This is a genomic window from Acidobacteriota bacterium (genome assembly GCA_030697165.1).
Lineage (GTDB): Bacteria > Acidobacteriota > Vicinamibacteria > Vicinamibacterales > UBA2999 > 12-FULL-67-14b.
Genome location: JAUYQQ010000010.1, coordinates 238,668 through 263,406 on the forward strand (window position 1 = coordinate 238,668; position 24,739 = coordinate 263,406).

At 66.4% G+C, this 24,739-nt stretch carries 23 protein-coding genes; 18 read left to right on the forward strand and 5 right to left on the reverse strand.

Features of this window, described 5'->3' with window-relative positions; genetic code table 11:
• Nucleotides 1–5 precede the first annotated feature (5 nt).
• From Q8T13_11110 to Q8T13_11170, 13 genes are all read left to right on the forward strand, one after another.
• The gene (locus tag Q8T13_11110; GenBank protein MDP3718303.1) at nt 6–2,066 is read left to right on the forward strand and encodes a M43 family zinc metalloprotease; all 2,061 of its coding nucleotides are present in this window, start codon (nt 6–8) and stop codon (nt 2,064–2,066) included.
• A gap of 74 nt (nt 2,067–2,140) precedes the next feature.
• Nucleotides 2,141–2,833: a tetratricopeptide repeat protein gene (locus Q8T13_11115; GenBank protein MDP3718304.1), complete on the forward strand. Its 693-nt coding sequence runs from the start codon at nt 2,141–2,143 to the stop codon at nt 2,831–2,833.
• 67 nt (nt 2,834–2,900) lie between these two features.
• On the forward strand, nt 2,901–4,955 hold the full coding sequence (locus Q8T13_11120; protein MDP3718305.1) for a S9 family peptidase: 2,055 nt from the start codon (nt 2,901–2,903) through the stop codon (nt 4,953–4,955).
• Between the two features lie 89 nt (nt 4,956–5,044).
• Nucleotides 5,045–6,625: a M20/M25/M40 family metallo-hydrolase gene (locus Q8T13_11125; protein ID MDP3718306.1), complete on the forward strand. Its 1,581-nt coding sequence runs from the start codon at nt 5,045–5,047 to the stop codon at nt 6,623–6,625.
• A 239-nt stretch (nt 6,626–6,864) separates the two neighbouring features.
• Complete coding sequence (gene hisI, locus Q8T13_11130) at nt 6,865–7,221, forward strand: phosphoribosyl-AMP cyclohydrolase (protein ID MDP3718307.1); 357 nt, start codon at nt 6,865–6,867, stop codon at nt 7,219–7,221.
• On the forward strand, nt 7,218–8,105 hold the full coding sequence (gene hisG, locus Q8T13_11135) for an ATP phosphoribosyltransferase (GenBank protein MDP3718308.1): 888 nt from the start codon (nt 7,218–7,220) through the stop codon (nt 8,103–8,105). Before hisI ends, hisG begins: the two co-directional genes overlap by 4 nt.
• The gene (gene hisD / locus Q8T13_11140) at nt 8,102–9,376 is read left to right on the forward strand and encodes a histidinol dehydrogenase (GenBank protein MDP3718309.1); all 1,275 of its coding nucleotides are present in this window, start codon (nt 8,102–8,104) and stop codon (nt 9,374–9,376) included. The genes hisG and hisD overlap by 4 nt, the downstream gene beginning before the upstream one ends.
• Nucleotides 9,373–10,449 (forward strand): histidinol-phosphate transaminase, encoded by a 1,077-nt coding sequence (locus Q8T13_11145; protein MDP3718310.1) that lies wholly within the window; start codon nt 9,373–9,375, stop codon nt 10,447–10,449. Before hisD ends, Q8T13_11145 begins: the two co-directional genes overlap by 4 nt.
• Nucleotides 10,434–11,051, forward strand: coding sequence for an imidazoleglycerol-phosphate dehydratase HisB (gene hisB / locus Q8T13_11150; protein ID MDP3718311.1), 618 nt, complete (start codon nt 10,434–10,436; stop codon nt 11,049–11,051). The genes Q8T13_11145 and hisB overlap by 16 nt, the downstream gene beginning before the upstream one ends.
• Entirely contained in the window at nt 11,048–11,653 is a 606-nt protein-coding gene (gene hisH, locus Q8T13_11155) for an imidazole glycerol phosphate synthase subunit HisH (GenBank protein ID MDP3718312.1), read from the forward strand. Before hisB ends, hisH begins: the two co-directional genes overlap by 4 nt.
• The gene (hisF, locus tag Q8T13_11160) at nt 11,643–12,422 is read left to right on the forward strand and encodes an imidazole glycerol phosphate synthase subunit HisF (protein MDP3718313.1); all 780 of its coding nucleotides are present in this window, start codon (nt 11,643–11,645) and stop codon (nt 12,420–12,422) included. The genes hisH and hisF overlap by 11 nt, the downstream gene beginning before the upstream one ends.
• A 67-nt stretch (nt 12,423–12,489) precedes the next feature.
• Nucleotides 12,490–13,188, forward strand: coding sequence for a HisA/HisF-related TIM barrel protein (locus tag Q8T13_11165; protein ID MDP3718314.1), 699 nt, complete (start codon nt 12,490–12,492; stop codon nt 13,186–13,188).
• A gap of 75 nt (nt 13,189–13,263) precedes the next feature.
• Nucleotides 13,264–13,689 (forward strand): DUF3052 domain-containing protein, encoded by a 426-nt coding sequence (locus tag Q8T13_11170; GenBank protein MDP3718315.1) that lies wholly within the window; start codon nt 13,264–13,266, stop codon nt 13,687–13,689.
• Between the two features lie 48 nt (nt 13,690–13,737).
• On the opposite strand, the gene Q8T13_11175 is transcribed toward Q8T13_11170, so the two are convergent.
• Both Q8T13_11175 and Q8T13_11180 read right to left on the reverse strand, forming a co-directional pair.
• On the reverse strand, nt 13,738–16,251 hold the full coding sequence (locus Q8T13_11175; GenBank protein MDP3718316.1) for an ABC transporter permease: 2,514 nt from the start codon (nt 16,249–16,251) through the stop codon (nt 13,738–13,740).
• A 118-nt stretch (nt 16,252–16,369) separates the two neighbouring features.
• Nucleotides 16,370–16,717 (reverse strand): hypothetical protein, encoded by a 348-nt coding sequence (locus Q8T13_11180; GenBank protein ID MDP3718317.1) that lies wholly within the window; start codon nt 16,715–16,717, stop codon nt 16,370–16,372.
• A 125-nt stretch (nt 16,718–16,842) separates the two neighbouring features.
• On the opposite strand from Q8T13_11180, the gene Q8T13_11185 reads away from it, so the two are divergent.
• The 4 genes from Q8T13_11185 (at nt 16,843) to Q8T13_11200 (ending at nt 19,366) form a co-directional block, all read left to right on the forward strand.
• A complete protein-coding gene (locus tag Q8T13_11185) occupies nt 16,843–17,427 on the forward strand; it encodes an RNA polymerase sigma factor (protein MDP3718318.1) in 585 nt (194 codons plus the stop codon).
• Nucleotides 17,424–17,645 carry a hypothetical protein gene (locus Q8T13_11190; GenBank protein ID MDP3718319.1) on the forward strand — a complete coding sequence of 74 codons (222 nt, stop codon included), beginning with the start codon at nt 17,424–17,426 and terminating at the stop codon, nt 17,643–17,645. The genes Q8T13_11185 and Q8T13_11190 overlap by 4 nt, the downstream gene beginning before the upstream one ends.
• Nucleotides 17,646–17,761: 116 nt before the next feature.
• The gene (locus tag Q8T13_11195) at nt 17,762–18,319 is read left to right on the forward strand and encodes a hypothetical protein (protein MDP3718320.1); all 558 of its coding nucleotides are present in this window, start codon (nt 17,762–17,764) and stop codon (nt 18,317–18,319) included.
• Between the two features lie 45 nt (nt 18,320–18,364).
• A complete protein-coding gene (locus Q8T13_11200; GenBank protein ID MDP3718321.1) occupies nt 18,365–19,366 on the forward strand; it encodes a heavy metal-binding domain-containing protein in 1,002 nt (333 codons plus the stop codon).
• A 2-nt stretch (nt 19,367–19,368) separates the two neighbouring features.
• On the opposite strand, the gene Q8T13_11205 is transcribed toward Q8T13_11200, so the two are convergent.
• Genes Q8T13_11205 through Q8T13_11215 form a run of 3 tightly spaced genes read right to left on the reverse strand, consistent with a single transcriptional unit; the run spans nt 19,369 to nt 24,107 of the window.
• On the reverse strand, nt 19,369–20,532 hold the full coding sequence (locus tag Q8T13_11205) for a cytochrome c (GenBank protein MDP3718322.1): 1,164 nt from the start codon (nt 20,530–20,532) through the stop codon (nt 19,369–19,371).
• 9 nt (nt 20,533–20,541) lie between these two features.
• A complete protein-coding gene (locus Q8T13_11210; protein MDP3718323.1) occupies nt 20,542–22,113 on the reverse strand; it encodes an alpha/beta fold hydrolase in 1,572 nt (523 codons plus the stop codon).
• A gap of 2 nt (nt 22,114–22,115) precedes the next feature.
• Nucleotides 22,116–24,107 (reverse strand): pyrroloquinoline quinone-dependent dehydrogenase, encoded by a 1,992-nt coding sequence (locus Q8T13_11215; GenBank protein ID MDP3718324.1) that lies wholly within the window; start codon nt 24,105–24,107, stop codon nt 22,116–22,118.
• A gap of 157 nt (nt 24,108–24,264) precedes the next feature.
• On the opposite strand from Q8T13_11215, the gene Q8T13_11220 reads away from it, so the two are divergent.
• Nucleotides 24,265–24,639 carry a hypothetical protein gene (locus Q8T13_11220; protein MDP3718325.1) on the forward strand — a complete coding sequence of 125 codons (375 nt, stop codon included), beginning with the start codon at nt 24,265–24,267 and terminating at the stop codon, nt 24,637–24,639.
• Nucleotides 24,640–24,739 lie beyond the last annotated feature (100 nt).

Here is a 24,739-nt window from a genome sequence, read left to right on the forward strand (position 1 = left end):
GACCCGTGCCACCTCTGCCTTTCATTCGCCGTCACCCGTCGCCCCGCTGGGTGGTGGCCGGCCTTGCCGCCGTATCGCTGCTCGCGCTCGTGCCGTGGCATCCCACCGCCCAGGCGCCGGCCCGGCCCGTGCACTGGGAAGGCACGCTCACATCGGTCGCCACCGAGGACTTCGCGCGGCAGGAGAACCCGTTTGCCGATGGCGTGTGGACGGCCACCTTCCAGGTGCGCGTCAAGTGGCTCGAAAAGCAGCGCATCGACGTGAAAGATCCGAGCGGCCGCACCACGGGACAACTGGTGTTGCTGGTTGACGATGGGTCGTCGTGGACGGCCGAGGCAAGCGGCGTCGCGGTGACGCGGCGCCGTCCCGAGCGCCTGCAGCTGTCGGGATCCGGTTCGGGCGGCAGCGTGCTGCAGGCGGGATGGGTGTATCAATCGATGGCGGACGACGATCCGCTGAAAGACATCCTGCCGAGCGGTGCTTATGCACTCTGGACCGCCGCCGACCTGCAGGTGCTGCACACCTTCACGGCCACCGACGGCACCGTCATCCTGCAGCGCTCGCCCGCCGAGGTCCCGCCCCAGCAGATGCTGAACGCCATCGGCACTCGCCTGCCGGTGTTCTTCTGGAACGGACAGACGCCCGCGCCGGCCTCGATCGACACCACGGGCCTGCGCCGCCTGATGGCCAACACGCTGGCCGACTATCCCTATGCCGACCGCGAGCGCCGCGCCCTGATCGACGGCCGCATGCAGGGATCGTTCGCCGCGAGTGGGCGCGCATCGGAGGCCGGCATCACGCGCACGGTCAAGTGGGATCTGCGCCGCCGTCTCGGCATCACCGGCACGCTCGACGCCGTCGACGCGACGTGGCGCCCCAAGCTGGCCGAGCAGGTCACGGTGCGGGCCTCGATCGATCCCGCCCTTGGCGTGGCCGGCCGCTTCCGCTTCACGCTGTTCGACGTGTCTCGAGAAAAAGGCTACGCGCTCAATGCCGGGGGCAGCGGCACCGGACTCGACCTGAGATTCTCGGGAGAACAGCCGCAGCCCATGAGCGCGCCGGTGGAACCGCCCGGCAGCGATACCCTCATTATCGAAACCAATGACGCCACCACCTCGGCCAGCGTGACCCTGGCCGCGTTCGACTATGGCGCCTCGGGCAAGCTTAAGGCCGAAGTGATCGTGGACGGTGAATGGTACCTGCTCGATGCCGCCGGCGGCGGCTCATCGATCACGGTTCCGCTCGACGCCAACGGCAACCGCATCTGGGACGGGTGGGAGCGCAACGCCGGCGTGTGGGGCCAGGCGGCGTCGGCGGACCAGGACGACGAGCCGGCGGGCGAGAACCGCGGCGACGGCTTCTCCAACTTCGAGGAGTACCGCGGGTTCATGGTGGGTGGCGACTGGGTAACCACCAGCCCCAGGCACAAGGAGCTCTTCATCTACGATGCCTATGCCAGGGGCCTGGGCTCCTTCAGCGCCAGCGGCGTGCTGACCTACACCATCCAGCAGACCCAGTACGACACCTCGCGCGTGGTCAACTTCAACCGCGGCTACGCATCGGCCGGCGCGCAGAAGGGCCTGCTGCTGACCGGCGATTGCGGCCTCGACGAGACCACGGCCGGCGAGGTGTTTCCCGACGTGGGCACACCCAACGACGTCGAAAAGGTGTGCATCAACGGGGCGGTGATGCGTACCAGCTCCTCCGAAGAGGAAGCCCACACGATTGCGCACGAGCTGGGCCACGCCGTGTCGGTGGAACACCACGGCGACTACGACGAAGGCAAGTGTAACGGGGGCGACGACGGGGTGATTGCCATCTGGGGCGGCGCGACCAGCGGCCACCGCGGCTGCGTCATGGCCTATTCGGACGCCGCCTACTACCGCGGCTGGGACGGTCGGTGCCATGCCTGGACCTTCCCCGCCGAGTTCGGCGACCAGTTCTGCACGTCGAAGGCCGGCACCAGCATCAACAGCGGTGCCCGGCGCATGGAGGACGGCCACCCGATGCCCGTGTCAGGCAGCAGCACGGTCGGCAACTGCCAGCACCAGGTGAAGCTTAAATGAAGGGCGCCAGGCTGGTGGTATACGGCTTGGGCCTCGTAGCGCTGCTCGGAGCAGTCTTGTGGTTCTGGCTACGAATGCAAGCCCCCCCTGGCACCCTTGGCACCCCTGGCACCCCTGGCACCTTAGACCTGATGGCCCGTCTCGCGATCGAAACCGGCGCGCCTGGTGACGAGGCCCTGGGCATCGTGAGCCTGTTCGACGGGAGGCTGCGCAACCGCATCACGACCGAAGGCGATCTGGTCACCTTCTCGCGCGCGCAACTCGACGCCGGCGTCCGGATCGAGGTCGAACAGCCGGACGGCACTGCCACGGCCGGGCCACCGGTCTCAATAGTAAGGGCGGCAGACGAAGCACCCATCCGCATGGAGGCGACGACGACGCTCGAAGTCTGGGTCACCATGACGACGTTGCCCCCGGCGGGGCAGCGCATTCGCGTGTCGCTCCCGGTGAGCGGAAGAACCGTCACCACCGACTGGGTGATGATGCCGGCGCCGCCTACGACCCCGGCAGATCAACTGGCCGCTCGCGCCCGCGTCCAGCAGATGCGGGGGGCCGACACGCTGGCTGCCACCGCCGATGCGCTCGTAGCGCAGGCGCCGGAGGACGCCCGCGGCTATTACTATCGCGGTCTTGCGCTGGAGTCGCGGGGCGACCGTGCCGGCGCCATTACCGCTTACGAAGCGGCGCTCGAGCGCACACCCAACAACCGCCGCGAGCCGCCCTCGGCGCTTTATCGACGGTTGGCCCGCCTGCGCCGTGCGCCGTAGCGCCGCGTGGCCCGAATGGGGCTAATATCTGTGCCTCAGTCCGAGTCACTCGAAGGAGGAACACCGTATGCGTCGTCTTCTTGTCGCCCTTGCCCTGGCCGCCCTGCCCGCCGCGATCGCCGCACAGAACGCGACGACCTCGAACACCGCCGCCAACGACCGGCTCAATCTCGATCTGTACTGGGAGTTCGAGACCGTCTCGGACCCGCAATTGTCCCCCGATGGCGCGCAGATCATCTACACCCGCGGATGGATCGACAAGGTCAACGACAAGCGTGAGTCGTCCCTCTGGATCATGAACGCCGATGGCGGCAAGAACCGCTTCCTCGCGCGCGGCAGCAATGCGCGCTGGTCGCCGAGCGGCGACCGCATTGCCTACACCGCCCAGGGCGAGCCCAAGGGCTCGCAAATCTTCGTCCGCTACATGGACGCGGAAGGCGCGACCTCGCAGGTGACGCGTGTGGAGAAGGCGCCCACCGGCGTGGCATGGTCGCCCGACGGCACCAAGCTCGGGTTCGTGATGAGCGTCGAGTCGAAGAACTCGTGGCCCATCAAGATGCCTCGCGCGCCCGAGGGCGCCAAGTGGACCGAGGCGCCGCGCATTGTCGAACGGCTCGACTACCGCTCCGACGGCGTCGGCTTCGATGACGATGCGTTCCGGCACGTGTTCGTGGTGCCGGCGACCGGCGGCACGGCCCGCCAGTTGACCGACGGCCAGTGGCACCACAACGGCATCGAGTGGACGCCCGACAGCAAGCAGATCCTGTTCGGGTCGAACCGCGTCGCCGACGCGGAGTACCAGTTCCGCGAATCAGACATCTACTCGGTCGCCGTCGACAGCGGCGCCATCAAGCAGCTGACCACCCGCAAGGGGCCCGACGGCAGCCCGCGGGTCTCGCCCGACGGCAAGCGCGTGGCTTACGTCGGTTACGACCAGTCGCGCAACACCTGGCAGGACAGCAAGCTCTACGTCATGAACATCGACGGAACCAATCACCGCATGGTGTCGGGCGAGTGGGACCGCTCGCCGCAGAACGTGATGTGGAAGGAAGACGGCACCGGTCTCTTCTTCACCGCGCAGGACCAGGGTTCGCAGAACCTGTACGTGCTGCCCATGGCCGGCGACCGTAGCGACGTGGTACAGCCGTTGACCAAGGGCACCTACATGCTGACCACCGCAAGCGTGGTCAAGGGCAAGGCGGTGGGCGTGCTCACTTCGCCCAACGCGCCGGCCGACATCATCTCGTTCGACGTCGCCGCGCCCGAGAAGATCCGGCAGCTCACTAGCGTCAACGAGGACATCCTCGCCGGCAAGAAGCTCGGCGCCGTCAAGGAGATGTGGTACACCTCGTCCGACGGCATGAAGATCCAGGGCTGGTACATCACGCCGCCCGACTTCGACGCCACCAAGAAGTACCCGCTGCAACTGCACATCCACGGCGGCCCGCACAGCATGTACGGCGTCGGCTTCAATTACGGCTGGCAGGAACAGGCCGCCAACGGTTACGTCGTGCTCTACACCAACCCGCGCGGCAGCACCGGCTACGGCTCGTCGTTCGGCAACCAGATCAACAACGCCTATCCCAGCAAGGACTACGACGACCTGATGGCCGGCGTGGACGAGGTCCTGAAGCAGGGGTTCGTCGACGAGCGCAACATGTTCGTGACCGGCTGCAGCGGCGGCGGCGTGCTGACCGCGTGGATTGTCGGCAAGACCGATCGCTTCGCGGCCGCCTCGGCCAACTGCCCGGTGATCGACTGGGTCAGCTTCGTCGGCACCACCGACGGCGCCGGCTGGTACCACAACTTTGCGAAACTGCCGTGGGAGGACCCGTCCGAGCACATCCGCCGCTCGCCGCTCACCTACGTTGGCAACGTCAAGACCCCGACGATGTTGATGACCGGCGTCAACGACCTGCGCACGCCGATGCCACAGACCGAGCAGTTCTACAGCGCGCTGAAACTGCTGAAGGTGCCGACCGCGATGCTGCGCTTCAACGACGAGGCGCACGGCACGTCGAGCAAGCCGTCGAACTTCGTGCGCACGCAGTTGTACCTGCGGCACTGGTTCGATAAATACAAGCGCGGCCCGGCGGTCACGACCACGGCCGCGCAGCAGTAAAGAAGAATTACAGGAGGTCAGGAGGTCAGGAGTCTTTACATTTCTGTTCTCTTGATCTCTTGGTCTCCTGTCGATCTTTAGAGGGATTCATGAATCGGACGTTTGCAGTTGTTGTTCTTGCTCTTGTTCTCTCCTTAGCTCGCGGCGCCGCTCAGGCGCCGGCCGGCGTTGACCAGAACACCGTCAACCGCATTCGCGGCGAGGCCGTCACGCGCTCGCAGGCGATGGAGACGCACTGGTGGCTGTCGGAGGTCTACGGCCCTCGCGCCACCGGCACGCCGGGCTACCAGCAGGGCGCCGACTGGGTGATGAAGAAGTTCGCCGAGTGGGGACTGCAGAACATTCACATCGAGCGCTTCCCGTTCGGCCAGGGTTGGACGATTGAACGCTTCTCGGCCCACATGACCACGCCGCAGGCGTCGGTCGTGATTGGCCAGCCGCGCTGGAACTCGCCGTCCACCAGGGGAGCCGTCACCGCCGACGTCGTTCACGTGCAGGCGGCAACCGAAGGCGACCTCGCGAAGTACCGGGGCCAGTTGCAAGGCAAGATCATCGTCAGCCAGGCCGTGCGCCCGGTGCGCATGCTCGACGGCCGCATCGTGCTGCAGATGAACGACGCCGATTGGGCCGAGGCCATGCAGGTGCCGGCACCGGTGGCAACGCCGACCGCCACGCCGGCGCCACCCGCGACCGGCCCCACCGCGCCACTCACGCAGGCGGCGCTGCAACGGTTTCTCGTGGCCGAAGGCGCCGCGGTGTATCTCGACCGCGGATCCGACAGCGACGCGCCGCTTGGCGGCAGCAACCTGTCGTGGCGGACGCAAGTGGTCGACGGCGGCACGGTCTTCCCGGGCAACGGCGGCAGCCGCGACCCCAAGGTGCCCGCCCAGGTGCCATCGGCCACCCTCGCCGTCGAACACTACAACCGCATCGTCCGCCTGCTGGCGCGCGGCCAGGCGGTGCGGATGGAAGTGGACATCCAGACGAAGTTCCATCCGGAAACGGATCCGGCGGGCAACGCCTTCAACATCATTGCGGAAATCCCGGGCACCGACCTCGCCAGGGAGGTCGTGATCATGGGCGCGCACTTCGACACCTACCCGTACGCCACCGGCGCCACCGACAACACCACTGGCTCGGCGGCGATGATCGAGGCGGTGCGGGTGATCCAGTCGCTCGGGCTGAAGCCGCGCCGGACGATTCGCATTGCGTTGTGGGCGGCCGAAGAACAGGGTCTGCTCGGGTCGCGGCTCTACGTCGAACGCCACTTCTTTGACCCCGCGACCAAGACACCCCGGCCGGGCCACGAGAACGTGCAGGCCTACTTCAACCTCGACAACGGCACCGGCCGCATTGTCGGCATCTGGGGCCAGGGCAACACCGGCGCCATGAAGATGTTCGAGGAGTGGGGCAAGCCGCTGAAGGACATCGGCTGGAAGAACGTGAGTCCGCGCTCGGTCGGCCAGACCGATCACGGTTCGTTCGACGCGGCCGGCCTCCCGGGGTTCCAGTTCATCCAGGAGCGGCTCGAATACAACTCGCGGACCCACCACTCGAACATGGACACGTTCGATCACGTGCAAAAAGACGATGTGATCCAGCAAGGTGCGGTGGCGGCGGTGTTTGCGTGGTACGCGGCGAACACAAACGAACGGTTGCCGCGCAAGTAAAAATCGGCTACCCTTTTTCAGGTCATGTCGCTCGTCCACCACGCGCACCGCAGCCATCACCACCGTTCACCGAAACGGCACGGCAGGAGTTTGCGCGTAGAGACCTGACGACATCCACCAGGATTCGCTTCACGCAAAGAGCCCGCCGGCAACGGCGGGCTCTTTGCGTTTATGACGGGACAGCACTCCTTGACGGGGGGCACCACTTGACGGGATGGAACTTCTTGACGGGGCCGAATATGGATTTCACGAAACTGGACGGGTTGATACCGGCGGTCGTGCAGGACGAGACCAGCCACGAGGTGTTGATGGTGGGCTTCATGAATGACGAGGCGTGGCAGCTGACGCAGCAGAGCGGCTACGTCACCTTCTTCAGCCGCACCCGCAACAAGCTGTGGATGAAGGGCGAGACGTCCGGCAACCGCCTGGCGGTCAAGCAGGTGTTCGTCGATTGCGACCAAGACACCGTGCTGATCAAGGTGGCGCGCGAGGGCGACGGCAACGTCTGCCACACCGGCGAACGATCGTGCTTTTACACGGAACTGCCGGGAGTCGGGAGTCGGGAGTCGGGAGTCGATCAGAAGGGGACACGATGAAGTTGAAGCTTGGTATACCGAAAGGGTCGTTGCAGGATGCGACGATCCAGTTGTTCCAGCGCGCCGGCTACCAGATGCGCGTGGACTCGCGCTCGTACTTCCCGTCGATCGACGATCCCGAGATCGAGTGCATGCTGATCCGGGCGCAGGAAATGGCCCGCTACGTCGCCGACGGCGTGCTCGACGCGGGCCTGACCGGCCAGGACTGGATTGCCGAACACGAGATTGGCCACCCCGAACAGACGCCGCTCGCGCGCATCTGCGACCTGGTCTACGCCAAGCAAAGCTTTGGCAAGGTGAAGTGGGTGCTGGCCGCCCCCGAAGACTCGGCGTTCAAGACCGTCGCCGACTTGAACGGCAAGCGCATCGCCACCGAGCTGGTGCGCGTGACCAAGCACTACTTCACCACCAAGGGCATGGACGTGGACGTCGAGTTCTCGTGGGGCGCCACCGAGGTCAAGCCGCCGGTGCTGGCCGACGCCATTGTCGAAGCCACCGAAACCGGCTCGACGCTCCGCGCCAACCGCCTGCGCATTCTCGAAACCATCATGGAGTCGAACACGCAGCTGATTGCCAATCAGTCGGCCATGGCCGATGCCTTCAAGAAGAACAAGATCGAGAACCTGGCGCTGCTGCTGCGCGCCGCCATCGATGCCCAGGGCCGCGTCGGCCTGATGCTGAACGCGAAGCGCACCGACCTGGAGAAACTGATCGCCCTGCTGCCGGCGTTGCAGCGCCCGACCGTGTCGTCGCTGAGCGATCCGGAGTGGGTCGCCATCAACACCATCCTCGAGGAGAAAGTGGCGCGCGACCTGATTCCGCGGCTCAAGGCCGCCGGCGGCCAGGGCATCGTCGAATACCCGCTGACGAAGATCGTTCTATGAACTTCGTGAACTCCACCAACCGCCGTGCGGTCAACGAGCTGCTGTCGGCGACGCGCATTCGCGATCGCGTCACCGAGACGCGCGCCGCCGCGATCGTCGAACACGTCCGAAAGGGTGGCGATGCCGCGCTGTCGAAGTACGCCCGGAAGCTCGATGGCCTGACGGGCGGCATCGAGGTGCCCAGGCGAGCGTGGGAATCGCAGGCGCGCACGCTCGCGCCCGCGGTGCGAACCGCGATCACACGCGCCGCCGCGAACATCCGCACCGTGGCGAAGGCGCAGGTGCCGAAAGGCTGGCGCAAGGCCGTCGGTGCCGGAATCAGCGTCGAGCAGCGGGTGATCCCGCTGTCCCGGGTCGGCTGTTACGTGCCGGCCGGCCGGTATCCGCTGCCGTCTTCGTTGCTGATGACCGCGATTCCCGCGCGCGCGGCCGGCGTGCCCGAAGTGATCGTGGCGTGCCCGCGGCCCGATGCCGCGGTGTTTGCCGCGGCGGTCGAGGCTGGCGTTGATCGGCTGTTCCAGGTGGGCGGCGCCCACGCGGTAGCCGCCATGGCATACGGCACCCGCACGGTGCCGAGGGTCGACAAGATCGTCGGGCCCGGCAACCGTTGGGTGTCGGCCGCGAAGTCGCTGGTCTCGGCCGATTGCGGCATCGACTTCTACGCCGGGCCCACCGAGATCCTGATCGTCACCGCCACCGGATCGGCGGCGGCCATTGCCGCCGACCTGATCGCCCAGGCCGAGCACGACCCAGACGCGCGCGCGGTGTTCATTACCTGGAATGCCCGCCTGGCGGACCAGGTGGCACGCGAGGTCGCCACCCAGATGCCCAGCTCCGGGCCGGCGCTGCAGTCGCTCGAGCGCCACGGCGGCATCATCGTGTGCCGCACCATGACCGAGGCGATCGATCTGGCCAACCAGGCCGCCTCAGAACATCTCGTCGTGGGAACCGAGGCGCTGGCCAGGCGCGTATGGAATGCTGGAGCCGTGTTCGTGGGCGAGTGGACGGCACAGGTCGCCGGCGATTACGCCATCGGCTCGAATCACGTGCTGCCGACCGCCGGTGCGGCCCGCTATCGCGGCGGGCTGAACGCCGCTGATTTCGTGAAGCTGGTCTCGGTCCAACGTATGACGAAGCGCGGACTCGCGAGCATTGCGGGCACGGTAACCACACTGGCGCGCGCCGAAGGCCTCGAGGGCCACGCGCGATCGATTGAAGCTCGATCGACTCCCGACTCCCGGTTCCCGACTCCCGGCAGGAAACAATCATGACCACCATTCAAGGAGTGCCTGATCTGGGCCCCGGCCTTCGCCTTCACCTCAACGAGAACACCGCCGGCTGCTCGCCGAAGGTGGTCGAGGCCGTCCGGGCATTCGACGGCCAGCGGCTGGCGACCTATCCCGATTTCCGCGACGCGATCTTCGAGACGGCCGCTTTCCTCGGTGTCGAACCGGACCGCATCGTGCTGACCAATGGCCTGGACGAGGGCATCCTGCTCGCGTCGATCGCCTACCTGGGCCACCGGACACCCGAGGCACTGGTGGAGCTCGGCGCGCCGATCACGGCCCTCTCCGGCGCCGCAGAGGTCATCGTCTCGCAGCCGGCATTCGAGCCGTACCTGCATGCGGCACACGCCCTTGGCGCGCGCGTCGTGTCGGTACCAGCCGGTCCCGACTACGCCTATCCGCTCGAGGGGGTGCTGAAGGCCATCACGCCCAACACCCGGATCGTCTACGTGAACAACCCGAACAACCCGAGCGGCCAGCCGGTGCCGCAAGAGGCGATTCGCCGCGTGGCGCGCGCGGCCGGCCATGCGCTGGTGTTCGTGGACGAGGCGTATCACGACTTCCTGGGCGAGAACTTCCTGAGCGAGGCGGCCGACTACGCGAACGTGATCGTCGGGCGCACGTTCTCGAAGGCGTTCGGCCTGGCCGGCATGCGCGTCGGCGTGATGATGGCGTCGCCGGCCATCCTGGCGCCGATTCGCCGCGCCATGCCGCTGTTCAACCTGAACGTGGTCGCGGTGGCCGCCCTCCGCGCCGCGGTCGGCGATACCGAGTTTCGGTCCTGGTATGTGGCGCAGGCGAATGAATCGAAAGAGCTGGTTTACGCGGCGTGCGGCCGCGCGGGCCTGCGCTACTGGAAGAGCGGGGCCAACTTCGTGTTGATTGATGGCGGCGATCGCGCGCGCGCGCTGGTGGACGGAATGATCGCGCAAGGGGTGTTCGTGCGGGACCGCACCAAGGACCCGGCGTGCCCCAACTGCTTCCGTCTCACGACCGGGGTCGTCGAGCACACGCGTCACGCGGTGGCGACATTGGAGGCATTGTGCCACCTTCGCTAAAGCTACGGCGGCCAAGGCGCAGTGCGGTAATCGATCGGCGCACAGCCGAGACGCAGATCAAGGTCACGCTGAAGCTCGATGGCAAAGGCAATTACGAGAACAGCACCGGCATCCGCTTTCTCGATCACATGCTGGACCTGGTGGCGCGGCACGGCGGCTTCGACCTCAAGGTCAAGGCCACCGGCGACCTGGACGTGGATCAGCACCACACCGTGGAGGACGCCGGCATTGCCCTGGGCGAGGCCGTGCTGGCCGCCATCGGCAACAAGCGCGGCATCAACCGCGCCGGGTACTTCGTGATGCCGATGGACGAGACCCTCGCGGTCGCGGCCATCGACTTGAGCGGCCGGCCGCACTGCGTCGTGGACACCAAGGTCACGGTGCGGGTGGTCGGCGATCTGCAGACCGAACTGGTGCACGACTTCTTCGACGGCTTCGCCATGGCCGCGCGGGCCAACGTGCACCTGAAGGTGATGTACGGGCGGTCGAACCACCACAAGATCGAGGCCTGCTTCAAGGCGTTCGCGCGCGCGCTGCGGGTGGCGTGCGCGAAGGACAAGCAGATGGCGCGCAGCCTGCCGAGCACCAAGGGCCTGCTGTGATCGCACTCGTCGATTACGGCGCCGGCAACCTGGCGTCTGTGCGAAAGGCGCTGGCCGCTCTCGGCGCGGACGTCTGGACGCCGTCGGCCCCTGCCGAACTGGCGCGCGCTACCGGCGTGATCGTTCCTGGCGTAGGCCACTTCGACGCCACCAGGGGCATCACCAGCGACTGGCGCACCGCGATCAGCGGGTCGATCGCGGGGGGCGTGCCGATGCTCGGCATCTGCGTCGGACTGCAGTGGCTGTTCGAAGGCAGCACCGAAGCCCCGGACGTAAACGGGCTCGGCGTGTTTAAAGGGACCTGCTCCCTTTTTACGTTCCCCGTAAATGCGAAGCAGAAAGTGCCACATGTGGGCTGGAACAGCCTCTCGATGCCACGGCCTGGCAAGTTGATGACCGGGATCGAACCGGGGACGCAGGTCTACTTCACCCACTCGTACGCCGCGCCGGTGATCGACGACACGGCGGCGATCTGCGAGTACGGTGTCCCGTTCAGCGCCGCGGTCGAACGCGACAACGTGTCGGCCGTGCAGTTCCACCCGGAGAAATCCGGAGCTGCTGGACTACAGATTTTGAGTAACTGGTTGCGGAATGCTGTCTAAGCGCATCATTGCGTGCCTCGACGTCCGCGACGGCAAGGTCGTGAAGGGCGTGAACTTCGAAGGATTGCGCGAAGCCGGCGATCCCGCTGAACTGGCGCGGCGCTACAACGTCGAGGGGATCGACGAGATCGTCATCCTCGACGTGACCGCCACCGTTGAGGCGCGCCAGGCGCGCGCGCACACAATTGCCGCGGTGGCGGGAGAGATCTTCCTCCCGCTCGCCGTCGGTGGCGGCATTCACAGCGAAGCCGATGCCGCGGCGGCGATTGAAGCGGGCGCCGACAAGGTCAGCCTGAACACGGCGGCGCTCAAGACGCCAGGGCTCATCACCACGTTGGCAAAGCGGTACGGAAGCCAAGCCGTGATCGTCGCGATTGATGCGAAACGCGGCGAGCCGGCGGCGGCACCCCATACCGGGGTGCCCTACAACGTGTTCGCGAGGTCGGGACAGTCAGCCACCACTCGCGACGCGATCGAGTGGGCCCGCGAAGCAACCGATCGCGGTGCGGGCGAGATCCTGCTGACCTCGATCGACCGCGATGGGACGAAATCCGGGTTTGACTGCGCCATGACCGCGGCCGTGTCGGACGCGGTCAACATCCCCGTGATCGCCTCGGGCGGCGCCGGCACCTTCGAGCACTTTGCCGAGGTCTTTCGCGACGGCCATGCCGATGCGGCATTGGCCGCGTCGATCTTTCATTTCAATGAAAAGTCCGTGAGCGCATTGAAGGCGTTCTTAAAGGACGCAGGAGTTTCCGTTCGTCTATGAACAGGAGATGATGAGATCAGGAGTTAGGATTCTCCTGATCTCCTGACCTCCTGTTGGTTTATTTACAATGTTGATACCCTCGATCGATCTCCAGGGCGGTAAGGTCGTCCAACTCGTGCAGGGCGACAAGCTCGCCATCTCCTCCGACGACCTCGACGGCTGGATCGCGAAGTTCGCGAAGTTCCCCAAGGTCCAGTTGATCGATCTGGATGCCGCCATGTCGCGCGGGAACAACGATGCCCTCGTCGCCCAGATCGCGGCGAAGCTGCCGTGCCGCGTGGGCGGCGGGGTCCGCAGCGTGCGCCGCGCGGAAGAGCTGATCGCCGCCGGGGCGCGGGCCGTGATTGCCGGTTCGGGCCTGTTCCGGCGCGGCGACGGCACCGACCTGGCGCAGATGATCGACCACGACTTCGCGCGCGCGCTGGCCGACACCGTCGGGATGCACCGGCTGATCGCCGCGGTCGACTCGCGCGGTGGCCGCGTGTGCATTCACGGCTGGAAGACGGTGCTGCCGCTCACCGCCGTACAGGCTGTGCAGCTGCTCGAAGGCTACTGCGAAGAGTTCCTCTACACCCACGTGGACAAGGAAGGGCTGATGCAGGGCACCGACATGGCCGCCATCACGGCCGTCGCGAAGGCCACCGAGCGCAAGCTCACCGCCGCCGGCGGCATCACCACCCGCGCCGAGATCGACGCCCTCGACGCCCAGGGCATCGACGCGGTCGTGGGCATGGCCATCTACACGGGCTCGCTGGCCATCGATTAGCCACAGGCCAAGACAGCCACAGATTAGACACAGATTGGACACCGATTTATTTTCTGCGAGCCACGAGGAGAACTCTTGCCCGCGAAGGTATCAGCCGGTCACGGATACTCGGGAACGCCGCTCATCAAGAAGCTTGGCATCAAGGACGCGACGCGGCTGCTCGCGATCAACGCCCCGCCCGACTATTTGACGTGGCTTGGGCCGCTGCCGCCGGGCGCGGCCGTTGTCACTCGTGCCGATGCCACGACCGACATCGCGCACGTGTTCGCGACCAGGCGCGCCCGCCTGGCCCACGAGCTGACGCGCCTTCGGGCAGCGCTGCGGCCTGACGCGGCGATTTGGGTGTCGTGGCCGAAGAGGGCGTCGAAGGTGGCGACCGACATCACCGAGGATGTGATCCGGGAGGTGGCGCTCCCGATGGGGTTCGTTGACATCAAGGTGTGCGCGGTGACGGACGTGTGGTCCGGCCTCAAGCTGGTCGTACGCAAAGAATTGCGGTGACGCTGCGCGGGTAATGGCTCCGGCTCCATTGAAGATCTTTTTCAGACTTTAAATGGTTCGCATGGCCACCATCGGCTGCACCGAGGCCGCGCGGCGGGCCGGCGCAAGGCTGGCGATGATCGCGACGAGCACGGCAATCGCCGCGCCGGCGACGTAGGCCAGCGGCTCCAGCTCGCTCAGGGCGACGCCCATGTTCTCGCTGTTGAGGCGGTTGAGGACAACGGTGAGGGCGACACCGGCGCCGACGCCGGGGAGCACGAGCTTGACGACGTCGAGGAGGATCATGCCGAGCACGCGCCGGCGCGAGGCGCCAAGCGCGGCCCGCACGGCAATCTCGCGCGTGCGCGTCGCCACCATCAGTCCGACCACGCCGTAGATGCCAAGCGCCGCCAGCATCAGGATCACCCCGCCGGCGACGCCCGCGACGGCCGATTGGGTGAGGAAGTCGTCCACGCTGTTTTGTCGCAGCCCCGTGCCGGTGACGACGCCGATGGGCTGGAAATCCGGGTCGAGTTCGCGGGCCAGGTTCTCGAGCGCCGTGGTCAGCTTTTTCGGTTGTTCCCCTGGCGCGCTGCGGGCGATCAACAGGACGCGCGGCGTGCTGCCCAAGTCGTCGACCACGGCCACGGAATCTCGCTTCACGCCCGGGTGCTGGGCCAGCGGCAGCAGCAACTGCTCCCGCGCGGTGCTCATCTGTGAGGTCGGGAAATCTGCGGTCACGCCGACGATTGTGAGCCTCTGTTGCGTGGCCTCGTCCGCACCCAGGGTCAACCGCTTGCCGATCACGTCGCCGTCGGGGACGAGCCGGTCGGCGAGCGGCTGCGAGACCACGGTCACGAGCTCCGTGCCCACCCGGTCGTCCACGGTGAAACTGCGCCCGCGAAGGAGCGGGATGCCCAGGGTATCCAGGTATCCGTGGCCGACGCGCGTCACGTGTACGGGCACGGGCCTCGGCGCGATGCTGTGGTCCACCTGTAGCGAAGCCCTCTCGATGCGGTACCGGGCGTCGAGCGGCAGGCCATCGGCCACCGTGACCGATGCCACGCCGTCGGCGCGCGCGAGCGTGTCGCTCAGCCGCCGGATCTCGAAGCCGGCACTCTCGATGCTGAGACGATCGAGCTTGAGCGGAGCGGCGTAGACCAGCTCGGACTGGAACCCCAAAGAAGCGGTCGCCGTCGCGCGCACGCGATCGAGGGACTGGCCGCTCATGACGAGCAGGGGCACGGCGATGGCCACCTGCAGCGCGGCCGTCACGCGATGCACGCGGCCCACCCGCCGCCCCCCGACGCCCGCATCGTCCGTCAGGGAGGAAATGATCACGGGCCGGCTGAACCGCAGGGCGGGCAGCCATCCGAAGACCAGGCTCGTGACGAGACACAACCCGAACGCGATTGCGACCATGGCGAGATCGACGCGCAGGGCCTCCAGGATCGGCGCCGGTACGGGATCGTCGGTGAGCAACGATAACAGCGACGGCAGGTTGAAGAGCACCAGCGAGGCGAGCGCTCCGCCGGCGCCCGCCAAGACGATCGCTTCGGACAAGAGAAACTGAGCCAGCCGTGCCCGGCTGGCGCCGATGGCCTGGCGGATCGACAGCTCGCGCTCACGCATCGCCCCGCGTACCTGCATCATGCCGGAGATATTGAGGGCGACGATCAGGAGCACCGTACCGGTGAGGGTGAATGCGACGGCCTGAACAATCCGGAATTCGGAACGGGTGAGCGAACCGAGAGGATCGTATGCGACGGCGACGCCGGCCTTGAACTCGTTCGTAGCCGGAAACTCCCTGCCCAGCCGGCCCGTGACCGTAGCCACCGCAGCACTGGCCTGCTGAACGGAGGTTCCGGGCGCGAGCTGGCCATGGATGTAGAGCCACTCCCTGGCCCGGTCGTCGCGCAGGTCGCGCTCGGCGTTGTTGTCAGCACGCAGACCGGGATGCCACTCGAGCGGCACAAAGAGCTGCTGGCCCTGGAAACCCAGGTGACCGTCGAACTGGTCCGGCGCCACGCCGACCACGGTATGCGAGACACCGTCCATGGTGACGGTCTTGCCGATAATGTCGGGATCGGAGGCCAGGCGGTTCTGCCAGAGCCTGTAGCCCAGAATCACGACTGGTTCAGCCTCGATCGGATCGTCCATCGCGGCGTCAAACCCGGCACCCTGCGCCAGCGTCACGCCGATCGTCTTGAAGTAGCCGGCAGAGACGAACAGCGTTGACACTTTGGTCGCGCCCGCGCCCGGCGACTGAAACTCGACCTCGCTCTGGCCACCGGCCCAAACGATCAACGCCGCTCCCGTCACACCGTCTCGAAGGCTGACGAAGTCCGGATAGGACCATTGCGCACTCGCCTGGTGAGGACCATTGGACGTAGTCACCAGCTCGACCAGCCCGTCGGTGTTCACGCCGGCCGGCGGCAGCCTGGTGAGCCGCGAGGCGTACGGAATCGCGATGACCGGCGCCATGCCGATCCCCAGGGAGATCACGCAGACAAACGAAAAGGCCCGGGCCTTCGCCAGGGAGCGAGCCGCAAGCGCGAGGTCACGCCACAGACCGTCGAGCACGACGACGAGTTAATCACAAATTGCTTTGTATTGCAAAGACGCCCCCTGATTGAATGGGTTAGAAAGAGTGAAACGGAGAATCGGTGTTTAATCTGTGTCCAATCTGTGGCTGCGTTTTCTAATCTGCGGCGCGGCGGAGCCCGGCCGCCACACACAGCCACGCCACCGTGAGGCAGCCGAACGCCAGAAACAGGTGCGTCAGCGATTCGGCTGAACCAATCGCAACGATCCGCCAATCCACGGCCCCCTCGGCCATCCAGATGCCGCGCAGCACGTTGATAACGCCGAGCACCGTGCCACATAGCGCCGAGAACAGACCCGCAAGAGACACCGGCCGCATCATCGCCAGCCGCGACTCGCTCGGCCACAGCGCGTAGGCCAGGCCGGCACCGAGCGGCAGCACGCTCACCAGCATGCTGAGCAGCCCGACAATGCTCGCGTGTCTGAGAATCTGAAACAGTTCCATGTCGTTTCCCCCCTCCAATGGGATATAACGCCCGGCGAGGCAGGGCGTGACAGCCTTGGAGGCAGCCCCTTCTTGGGGTTGCCTGGCCTCTGTCACGCTGCGACGGCTCGAGCGTTATGACCAGCATGGACCGCGACTCCGAGCTCGCACTTGTCGCCCGCCTGCGCGACGGCGATCCGGACGCGTTCGACTGCGTGCATGCCTACTTCAACACCCGGCTGTTCAACTTCCTCGCCCGGCTGTCGCGCCGGCGCGAGGTGGCCGAAGATCTGCTCGAGGAGACCTGGCTTCGGTTGGTCGCCCGTGCGGCGCAGCTTCGCCCGGACACCCACCTGGGTCCGTGGCTCTTCACCGTCGCGCGCAATCTCTATGTCAGTTATCGGCGATCGCGGATGCTGGAAGACTCACACGCCGTCGGCCTGGACGGTTTGTGGCCGTCGGGATCACCGCAGCCATCGCCGTTCGAGGTCGCAGCGGCCGGCGAAGCGGGGCGGCGGCTCGAGACAGCGCTCGGCGGGCTGCCAGTCGCATACCGCGAGGCCATCTTGCTGGTGGCGATCGAGGGTCTGCAGCCGTCGGAAGCCGCAGAGGTGTGTGGCATCAAGCCGGAAGCCATGCGCCAGCGGCTGAGCCGCGCCCGCGCCGCGCTGGCGGTGAGCCTGGCCTCGGACGAATCAACCCTCGCCGCGCTCCGAGAGGTCCCGACGTGACGCAACACGACCACCTCCTGCGACAAGTGAGACAGTTGACCGTGCTGAAGCCCGACGACCGGCGGGCCGAACGCCTGCGCACACATTGCCGGGCACGGCTCGCCCCCCGGCCGTCGAGGACGCCGCGCCACTTTGGGCCCGCAGCCTTCGCCGGACTCTGCCTGCTGTACCTGTCGGCGATCGTTTACGACGTGCTGCAAGTGCAGGGGCTGCTCTAAACCCCGGAGGAAGCCAGCCGCAGATTTTGGGTGTTGAACACATCAAGATCGGTGTCTAATCTGTGCCTAATCTGCGGCTGTTGCTTTAATCGGCGGCCCCGTTAGGAGGCGTTCCCATGGTCCCAGTGATGTCGTTGCTCCTGCCAATCATCGTCGCGGCCGTCATCGTGTTTGTGGCCAGTTCCATCATCCACATGGTCACGCCGTTCCATAAGGGCGACATGAAGAAGGTGCCCAACGAAGACGGGGTCATGTCGGCGCTCAGGAACTTCAACCTCGCGCCCGGCGACTACGCCATGCCGCTACCCTCGTCGATGGCCGCGATGGGGACGCCGGAATTCAAGGCCAAGATGGCGGCCGGCCCGGTCGTGATGATGACCGTACGTCCGAGCGGCAAGGACGGCATGATGGGCGCGTTGGCGATGTGGTTCGCCTATTCGATCGTGATCTCGCTCTTTGCCGCTTACGTCACCGGCGTCGCACTCGGGCCCGGCGCCGACTACCTGAAGGTGTTCCAGATTGCCGGCTGCGTCGCCTTCACCGGTTACGCGATGGGCCTGCCCCAAGCGTCGATTTGGGGCGGCAAGAACTGGGGCACGACCATGCGCGGCATGGCCGATGGCCTGCTCTATGGCTTGCTGACCGGGGGCACCTTCGGCTGGTTGTGGCCTTAAAGAGCTAGGGTGCCTAGGGTGCCTTAGGCACATTAGAATTAAGCCATGCGTTACCTCGTTGCGGCGTTGTTGGGGTTGGGCGCGGTGGTGGCGGCCCAGGAGCCGACGTTTCCAAACCGGCCGAGCCAGGAGGCCATGCCGGGCACGGGGCGGCCGCTCATCGACCCGAACGCCACGACGACGACGAGTGGATACATCTGCCCGATGCATCCGAACGAAGTGAGGGCCGAGCCCGGCACGTGCAGCATTTGCGGCATGAAGCTCGTGCCGGGCGACCCCATGGCGACCGCCGATTACGTGATGCGCGTGACCATGGAACCGCGCGCGCCCAAGCCGGGACAGTCGGTCAAGTTTCGCCTGGCGGTGCTGCATCCGCTGACCGGCGCCATGGTCAAGGACTTCGCCGAGGTCCACGACAAGCTGTTCCACCTGTTCATCGTCAGCCGCGACATGTCGGAGTGGGCGCATGTGCACCCGGAGCCCGACAAGGACGGCAGCTTCACCATCGAGCACACCATCCCCACCGCGGGGCACTGGGCGCTGTTCAGCGACTTCATGCCGGTCGGCGGGGGGCCGCAGATGATCGTCACGCCGTTCACCACGGCCGGCTTCGAAGGCGACCTCACCGCGTCGGTTCCCGCGCTCACGCCCGACCGCTCGCTGACCAAGACCGCGGACGGTGTCATCGTGTCGATGGATGCGACCCCGGCCAAGCTGATCGCGGGCGAAGAGACCGACATCCCGATTCACTTTACTGACGAGAAGACCGGCGAGCCGGTGAGAGACCTGCAGCGCTACCTGGGCGCCTTCGGTCACGCCATGATGCTGAGCGACGACATGACCGAACACGTGCATGCGCATCCGGAAGAGATGCTCGAAGGCACCGCGGTCACCGAGGGTGGCGGGCCCGACCTGACCTTCCACGCGCTGTTCCCGAAGCCGGGCATCTATCGCATCTGGCTGCAGTTCCAGCGCCACGGCCGGCTGTCGACCCTGCCGTTTACGGTGCGGGTGACGCGGCTGGGCGAGACACTTGCCTCGCCGTAGCTTCAGCGAAGGCGGGGCGGAAAGGCACTGACCGACAGCGCCGGCTGCGCCGTCAAGGGCGCGTCGCCGGTGTTGCCGTAATACGCCGTCACCGCGAGGCGGGTGCCGGCCGGTAGCGCCACCGGCTGCCTGAACACATAGGACGAAGGCCAGTCGGCCCGGTAGTCTTGCAACCACAACAACGGCTCGACGACACCATCGGGGCGAATGGCGGTGACCTCCACCGACGTGGCGCCCACGCCGAGCCGCGGCCAGAGCGCCGCGGCGTTGGTCGCGCTCTTGATGGTGAACTCCGTGCGCACGCGCTCGCTCGCCTGGCCGGCGGCGACGCTCACCGGCTTGGCGCTGATCTCGATCGGCACCGCCACTTGCGCGGGCTTGCTGTCCGAGAAGTACAAACCCAGCTCGCCGGTGCCGGCGGCGTCTTCCTCGGTGCCGCGGTAGCCAATCTCGACGGCCACCTTGCCGCCGGCCGGCAACCGGATGGCGACATCCGCGGGCAGCGCGCTTACCGGATGGGTCGGCGTCCACGTGCCAAGCCACTGCCCGGTGCGCAGTTCGTAGACCGCGGCGTAGCGGACCACGCGGCGATCGGTGAAGTTCAGCTGCAGCGACCTGAGCCACGACGCCGCCTTCAAGCCGGTCGGGACCTCGAGGCGCGCGATCCGATCGCCCGACCCGGCGGCAACCTTCTCGCCGGCCGCCACGGGAATCACCGCGTCGGGTTGGCCGTGCTCCCAGCCGGTCAGCGACGGGATGATTACGGCCGGCTTGTCTTCATCGACGAGCAGCACGCCGCTCGGCGCGCCGCCATCAGCCCACGAGATGATCAGGCTGATCTCGCGGGCGGTCAGGCTGACGTCGTTCGAAAAATGCCCGTAGCCGGTGACCGCGCTCCAGGGCGGCATCTGCTTCTCGAGAATCTCTTCCTTGATCGCCACCGCCCAGGGCCGCGCGTCCCGGTAGGTCGTGAGCGACATCGAGACGTTGCCCTCGGTGTGGCACTGGAAGCACTTCTTCTGGAAGATCTGCGAGACCTCCCGGTTGAACATGATGTTGGTGGTGATGCGGCCATGCGACGAGACGGGCTCGGGACTGGCGTACGGCCACCCGGCCGCGACCAGTCCAAGCACGCAGGCGCCAGTGAAGAGCCCCTTCCACGTCATCGGGCTATCTTACTGCTCTTGCTGCTGCTGGGTCGCCACCGGCGCGCCCTTGCGCTGCTGCGCCAGGAACTCGAACGCCAAGGGCAGGTTGGGCACCACCATGTCGGTGTGGCTGCCACCGGAAATCTCGAGATAGGTCACGTTGGCGCCGGCCTTCTTGAGCGCCGCCACCATGTTGCGCGAACCGCTGACGTTGACGGTCGCGTCGTTGTCGCCGTGAACGACGAGTTGAGGAATGCCCTTCATGCGCTCGGCCAGCGCGGGCGAGCCGACGCCCGAGAACGGCACCAGCGCGGCCCAGATGTCAGGGTACTTCGAGGCCAGCGCCCAGGTACCGATCGCGCCCATCGAGTGGCCGATCAGGTAGATGCGCGACTCGTCCACCTTGTAGTTGGCCTTCATCAGGCGCAGCACTTCCAGTACGTCTTTTTCGCTGTACTCGGAGCGGCGCCGCGCCGCCGCATCGGTGCTCATCATCGGCGAGCCGTAGAATCCGTCCACGCGGAAGCCGTGCGGCGCGGCCAGCAGGAAGCCATGCTTCTCGGCCAGTTGCGGCGGCAGCTTCGAATACTGATCGAAGAACGAGTCTTCGTTGCCGCCGAGCCCGTGCAGCGCGATCACGAGCGGCGCGCCAACCGCCGGCGAGTAGGCCTTCGGTACGTACACGCGGTACGGCATCACTTCGTTCGCGCCCTCGAGCAGGTAATGGCGTTCGAAGTCGCCGGTGCGGCCCTTGAACGGATCCTTGCCGCCCTTCGCCGCCGCCAGCACCGCCTCGGCCGCGGCAATCTCGGCGCCCACGCTGAAGGTCCCGAGCGAGATGCGGCCGCGATTGACGTTGCGGATGTAGTCGGCGGGATAGGCCACGTCGGCCCGGACGGCCGGTGCGATCGACGCCGAAGCGGTTTCAAGCGCGCGCAGGCGCGCGTCCAGCCCCTTGTGCAGCACGACACCAAGTGTGGTCGTGGCCACCGGCGACGTGCCCTCGAGCACCTGTGTCTCGAGCACATAGGCGCCGTCGTCCACGCCGGTCACGTCAATCTCTATCGCGAACGGCGACTCGCGCAAGTCTCGGCTGACGCCTTCGAACGCGCCCAGCTCGCGGACCAGCACCGTTTCAGGCGCCTCGCCCGGCCTGGCCGGCGGCAGCCGCTTCTTCAGCGCTACCTTGGCGGTGAGCGCCGGCGTCAGCTCGGTGGCGGGGCTGTAAATCTGTTCGAGGCGCATCGCATAGGGCACCGTCGAATCGGCCACGGTTCGCTCGCTGCGCAGGGCCAGCGAGTGCTGGAAGTCGAGCGCGGGCGTCCACGGTGTTTTGTCGAGCAACGCCATGCCCTTGGCAATCTGCCGGCGCACCTCGCCGGTGCGGCCCTGTTTGTTGGCGGCTGCGATCTCGCGATCCACCGCATCGATCTGCGCCTTGAGCTCGCCGTCCGGCTTCACGGTGGCCTTGCGCGTGTTGTAGCGGACGCTGAGCGAGCTGAGGTTTGGCAGCGCCTGCGCCCAGGCGAGGGAGGGGACGAGAAGAAGGGCGACAAGAACGGTCCGGCTAAAGCCGGACGCCACATGACGACGGTTCATAACTAGGACCCCAGGTTGAAGGCGATTAACTCGGCCGAGGCGCCGCTGCCGGTGGCGACCACCAGGTATTGGACGCCTTGATACATGTAGGTCATGGGCGAGGCCAGCGGCCGCGTGGGCGGCACGAAGTCCCATAACTCAGCGCCGGTGGCCTTGTCGAAGGCGCGCAGCTTGATGGGCTCCTGCGGCAAGCCGGTAGTGAGCGGCCGGCCGCCCACCGGCAGGTTGCGGCCACCGCCCAGGTTGCCTTGCCCCGTGGCAATGAACAACAGGCTCTTGGTCACGAGCGGCGCGTTCCGCAACGCCGCGCCAAGCGGCGGCAGCTTCAGGTCTTTGAGCAGCGGATGGTCCCGCGGGCCGTCGCCGACGGCCGTCACCCACTTGGTGTCGCCCTGATTGAGGTCGATGGCGGTCACGCGCCCGTACGGCGGCTTGACGATCGGCAGCCCGTCGAGCGTCGGTGGCGCCATCACGCCGCCGCGGACGTACAGCAGGTTGCTCTTCGCGGGATCCGGCTTCACGAGCTGAATCACGATAGGGCTGGTCAGCGACGGCACGTAGAGCGTGCCGTGCTCGGGGTCGAACGCCGCGCCGGCCCAGTTGGCGCCCCCGACCCAGCCGGGCAAGGTGATGGTGCCCTTCTCGGAGGGTGGCGTGTACAGGGGACCGTACTCGAACGGCTTGATCGCCTCGATCGCGGCCTGCCTCAGTTCGGGCCTGAAATCGATCAAGTCGTTCTCGGTCAGGCCCTGCCGCTCGAACGCCGGCGGCCGGGTCGGGAACGGCTGGGTCGCCGAGGTGCGTTCGCCGGGCACGGTCGATTGCGGCACCGGCCGCTCCTCGATCGGCCACACCGGCGTACCGGTTCGCCGATCGAACACATAGGTGAAGCCCTGCTTGCTGACCTGCGCCACCGCCTTGATGTCCTTGCCGTTCACGCGAATGTCGGCCAGCACCGGCGCCGCCGGCAGGTCGTAGTCCCACACGCCGTGGTGTACCGCCTGGAAATGCCACTTGCGTTCGCCGGTCCGCGCGTCGAGCGCGACCAGGCTTTCGGCAAACAGGTTCGCCCCCGGACGATGGCCGCCGTACCAGTCGTCGGTGGGCGTGCCGAACGGCAAATAGATGAGGCCGAGTTCCTCGTCGGCCGACATGTTGGTCCACACGTTGGTGTTGCCGGTGTAGGTGTACGAGTCGTCGCCCCACGTCTCGTTGCCGAACTCACCCTTCTGCGGAATCGAATGCAGGGTCCACAGTTTCTTGCCGGTGCGCACGTCGTAACCGCTGACGTCGCCGCGCGGTCCCTCCTTGTGCGTCGGCACGTCGTGAATGCTCGACCCCACGACCACCACGTTGCGGCAGATGATTGGCGCCGCGGTCACCGAGTAGTTCGTGCTCCGCACGGCGTGCGCCAGGCCGGCCATCAGGTCCACCCGGCCCTGCTGGCCGAAGGTGGTGTCGAGCGTGCCGGTCTGCGCATCCACGGAGATCAGGTAGGCGTCGCTCGTGCCCAGCAGCAACCGCTCCCTGGTCCCATCTGACCAGTACGAAATGCCGCGGTGAACGAACCCGAGATTGCCTGGCCGTCCCGACTTGTAACTGGCCGGGTCGTACACCCAGATCGAAGCCCCAGTGGCCGGGTTGATGGCCGCAATCTGCCCGAGCGACGTCACGGTGTAGAGCACGCCCTTCACCATCAGCGGGGTGTCGTGGTACATCCCCGGCCGCGACGTGGGATTGGCGGCGACCACGGCGTTGTCGGGCGACGTCCACCGCCACGCGATCTTGAGCTTGCCGACGGTGTCCTTGTTGATCTGATCGAGCGGGGAGTACTTCTGGGAGGCCGCGTTGCCACCGTAGTGGGTCCAGTCGGTGTTTAGGGTGCCTTGGGTGCCTAGGGTGCCTAGAGTGCCTAGGGTGCCTAAGGTGCCTAGAGTGCTCACCGTGGTGGTGATGACGAGCGCGAACACGAGCAGAGCAGAAACTCGACGCATGGTTTGGCCTCGGGATGCGAATGCTAACACCTTTGGCACCCTAGGCACGGCACCCTAGGCCCCTTAGGCCCCTTAGGCCCCCTAAAGACTTACGTGCTTTGTAACCCCATGTAACCGTTTTTGGGTTAGGATGCGGTGCCCCTAAGGGAGGGATTAGATGAAGTCGATTCGTAGAGCTCATTCACTGTTTTTTGCGCTTCTCCTGCTGGCTTCGGTGCCGGTTCTGGCGCAGGCCCCCAATGTCACCGGCGAGTGGGCGTTCAACGTCACCACCGATCAGGGCGGCGGCACGCCGGTCATCACGTTCAAGCAGGATGGCGAGAAGCTCACCGGCAAATACGCCGGGCAGTTGGGTAATGCCGATCTGACGGGAACCGTGAAGGGCAGCGCAATTCACTTCACGTTCACGCTCGACGTCCAGGGCCAGCAGGCGCCGGTGACCTACGACGGCACGGTCGAGAAGAACACCATGAGCGGCAAGCTGGATATCGGCGGCATGGTCACCGGCACGTTTACCGCGACCAAGAAGTAGCTCCATTAATCGTCGGGCAAGTCGGGCACGTCGTCGCTTCGTTTGAAGGAATATTCGACCCCACGCGCCGTACGCGGTGGTTGGGGATTTGCAACTTTTG

Excerpts from the sequence above, each read along its gene's own strand:
- Q8T13_11115 (MDP3718304.1), top strand. The coding sequence starts at position 2,141 with ATGCAAGCCCCCCCTGGCACCCTTGGCACCCCTGGCACCCCTGGCACC.
- Q8T13_11120 (MDP3718305.1), top strand. The coding sequence starts at position 2,901 with ATGCGTCGTCTTCTTGTCGCCCTTGCCCTGGCCGCCCTGCCCGCCGCG.
- Q8T13_11125 (MDP3718306.1), top strand. The coding sequence starts at position 5,045 with ATGAATCGGACGTTTGCAGTTGTTGTTCTTGCTCTTGTTCTCTCCTTA.
- hisI (MDP3718307.1), top strand. The coding sequence starts at position 6,865 with ATGGATTTCACGAAACTGGACGGGTTGATACCGGCGGTCGTGCAGGAC.
- hisG (MDP3718308.1), top strand. The coding sequence starts at position 7,218 with ATGAAGTTGAAGCTTGGTATACCGAAAGGGTCGTTGCAGGATGCGACG.
- hisD (MDP3718309.1), top strand. The coding sequence starts at position 8,102 with ATGAACTTCGTGAACTCCACCAACCGCCGTGCGGTCAACGAGCTGCTG.
- Q8T13_11145 (MDP3718310.1), top strand. The coding sequence starts at position 9,373 with ATGACCACCATTCAAGGAGTGCCTGATCTGGGCCCCGGCCTTCGCCTT.
- hisF (MDP3718313.1), top strand. The coding sequence starts at position 11,643 with ATGCTGTCTAAGCGCATCATTGCGTGCCTCGACGTCCGCGACGGCAAG.
- Q8T13_11165 (MDP3718314.1), top strand. The coding sequence starts at position 12,490 with ATGTTGATACCCTCGATCGATCTCCAGGGCGGTAAGGTCGTCCAACTC.
- Q8T13_11180 (MDP3718317.1), bottom strand. The coding sequence starts at position 16,717 with ATGGAACTGTTTCAGATTCTCAGACACGCGAGCATTGTCGGGCTGCTC.
- Q8T13_11185 (MDP3718318.1), top strand. The coding sequence starts at position 16,843 with ATGGACCGCGACTCCGAGCTCGCACTTGTCGCCCGCCTGCGCGACGGC.
- Q8T13_11195 (MDP3718320.1), top strand. The coding sequence starts at position 17,762 with ATGGTCCCAGTGATGTCGTTGCTCCTGCCAATCATCGTCGCGGCCGTC.
- Q8T13_11200 (MDP3718321.1), top strand. The coding sequence starts at position 18,365 with ATGCGTTACCTCGTTGCGGCGTTGTTGGGGTTGGGCGCGGTGGTGGCG.
- Q8T13_11205 (MDP3718322.1), bottom strand. The coding sequence starts at position 20,532 with ATGACGTGGAAGGGGCTCTTCACTGGCGCCTGCGTGCTTGGACTGGTC.
- Q8T13_11210 (MDP3718323.1), bottom strand. The coding sequence starts at position 22,113 with ATGAACCGTCGTCATGTGGCGTCCGGCTTTAGCCGGACCGTTCTTGTC.
- Q8T13_11215 (MDP3718324.1), bottom strand. The coding sequence starts at position 24,107 with ATGCGTCGAGTTTCTGCTCTGCTCGTGTTCGCGCTCGTCATCACCACC.
- Q8T13_11220 (MDP3718325.1), top strand. The coding sequence starts at position 24,265 with ATGAAGTCGATTCGTAGAGCTCATTCACTGTTTTTTGCGCTTCTCCTG.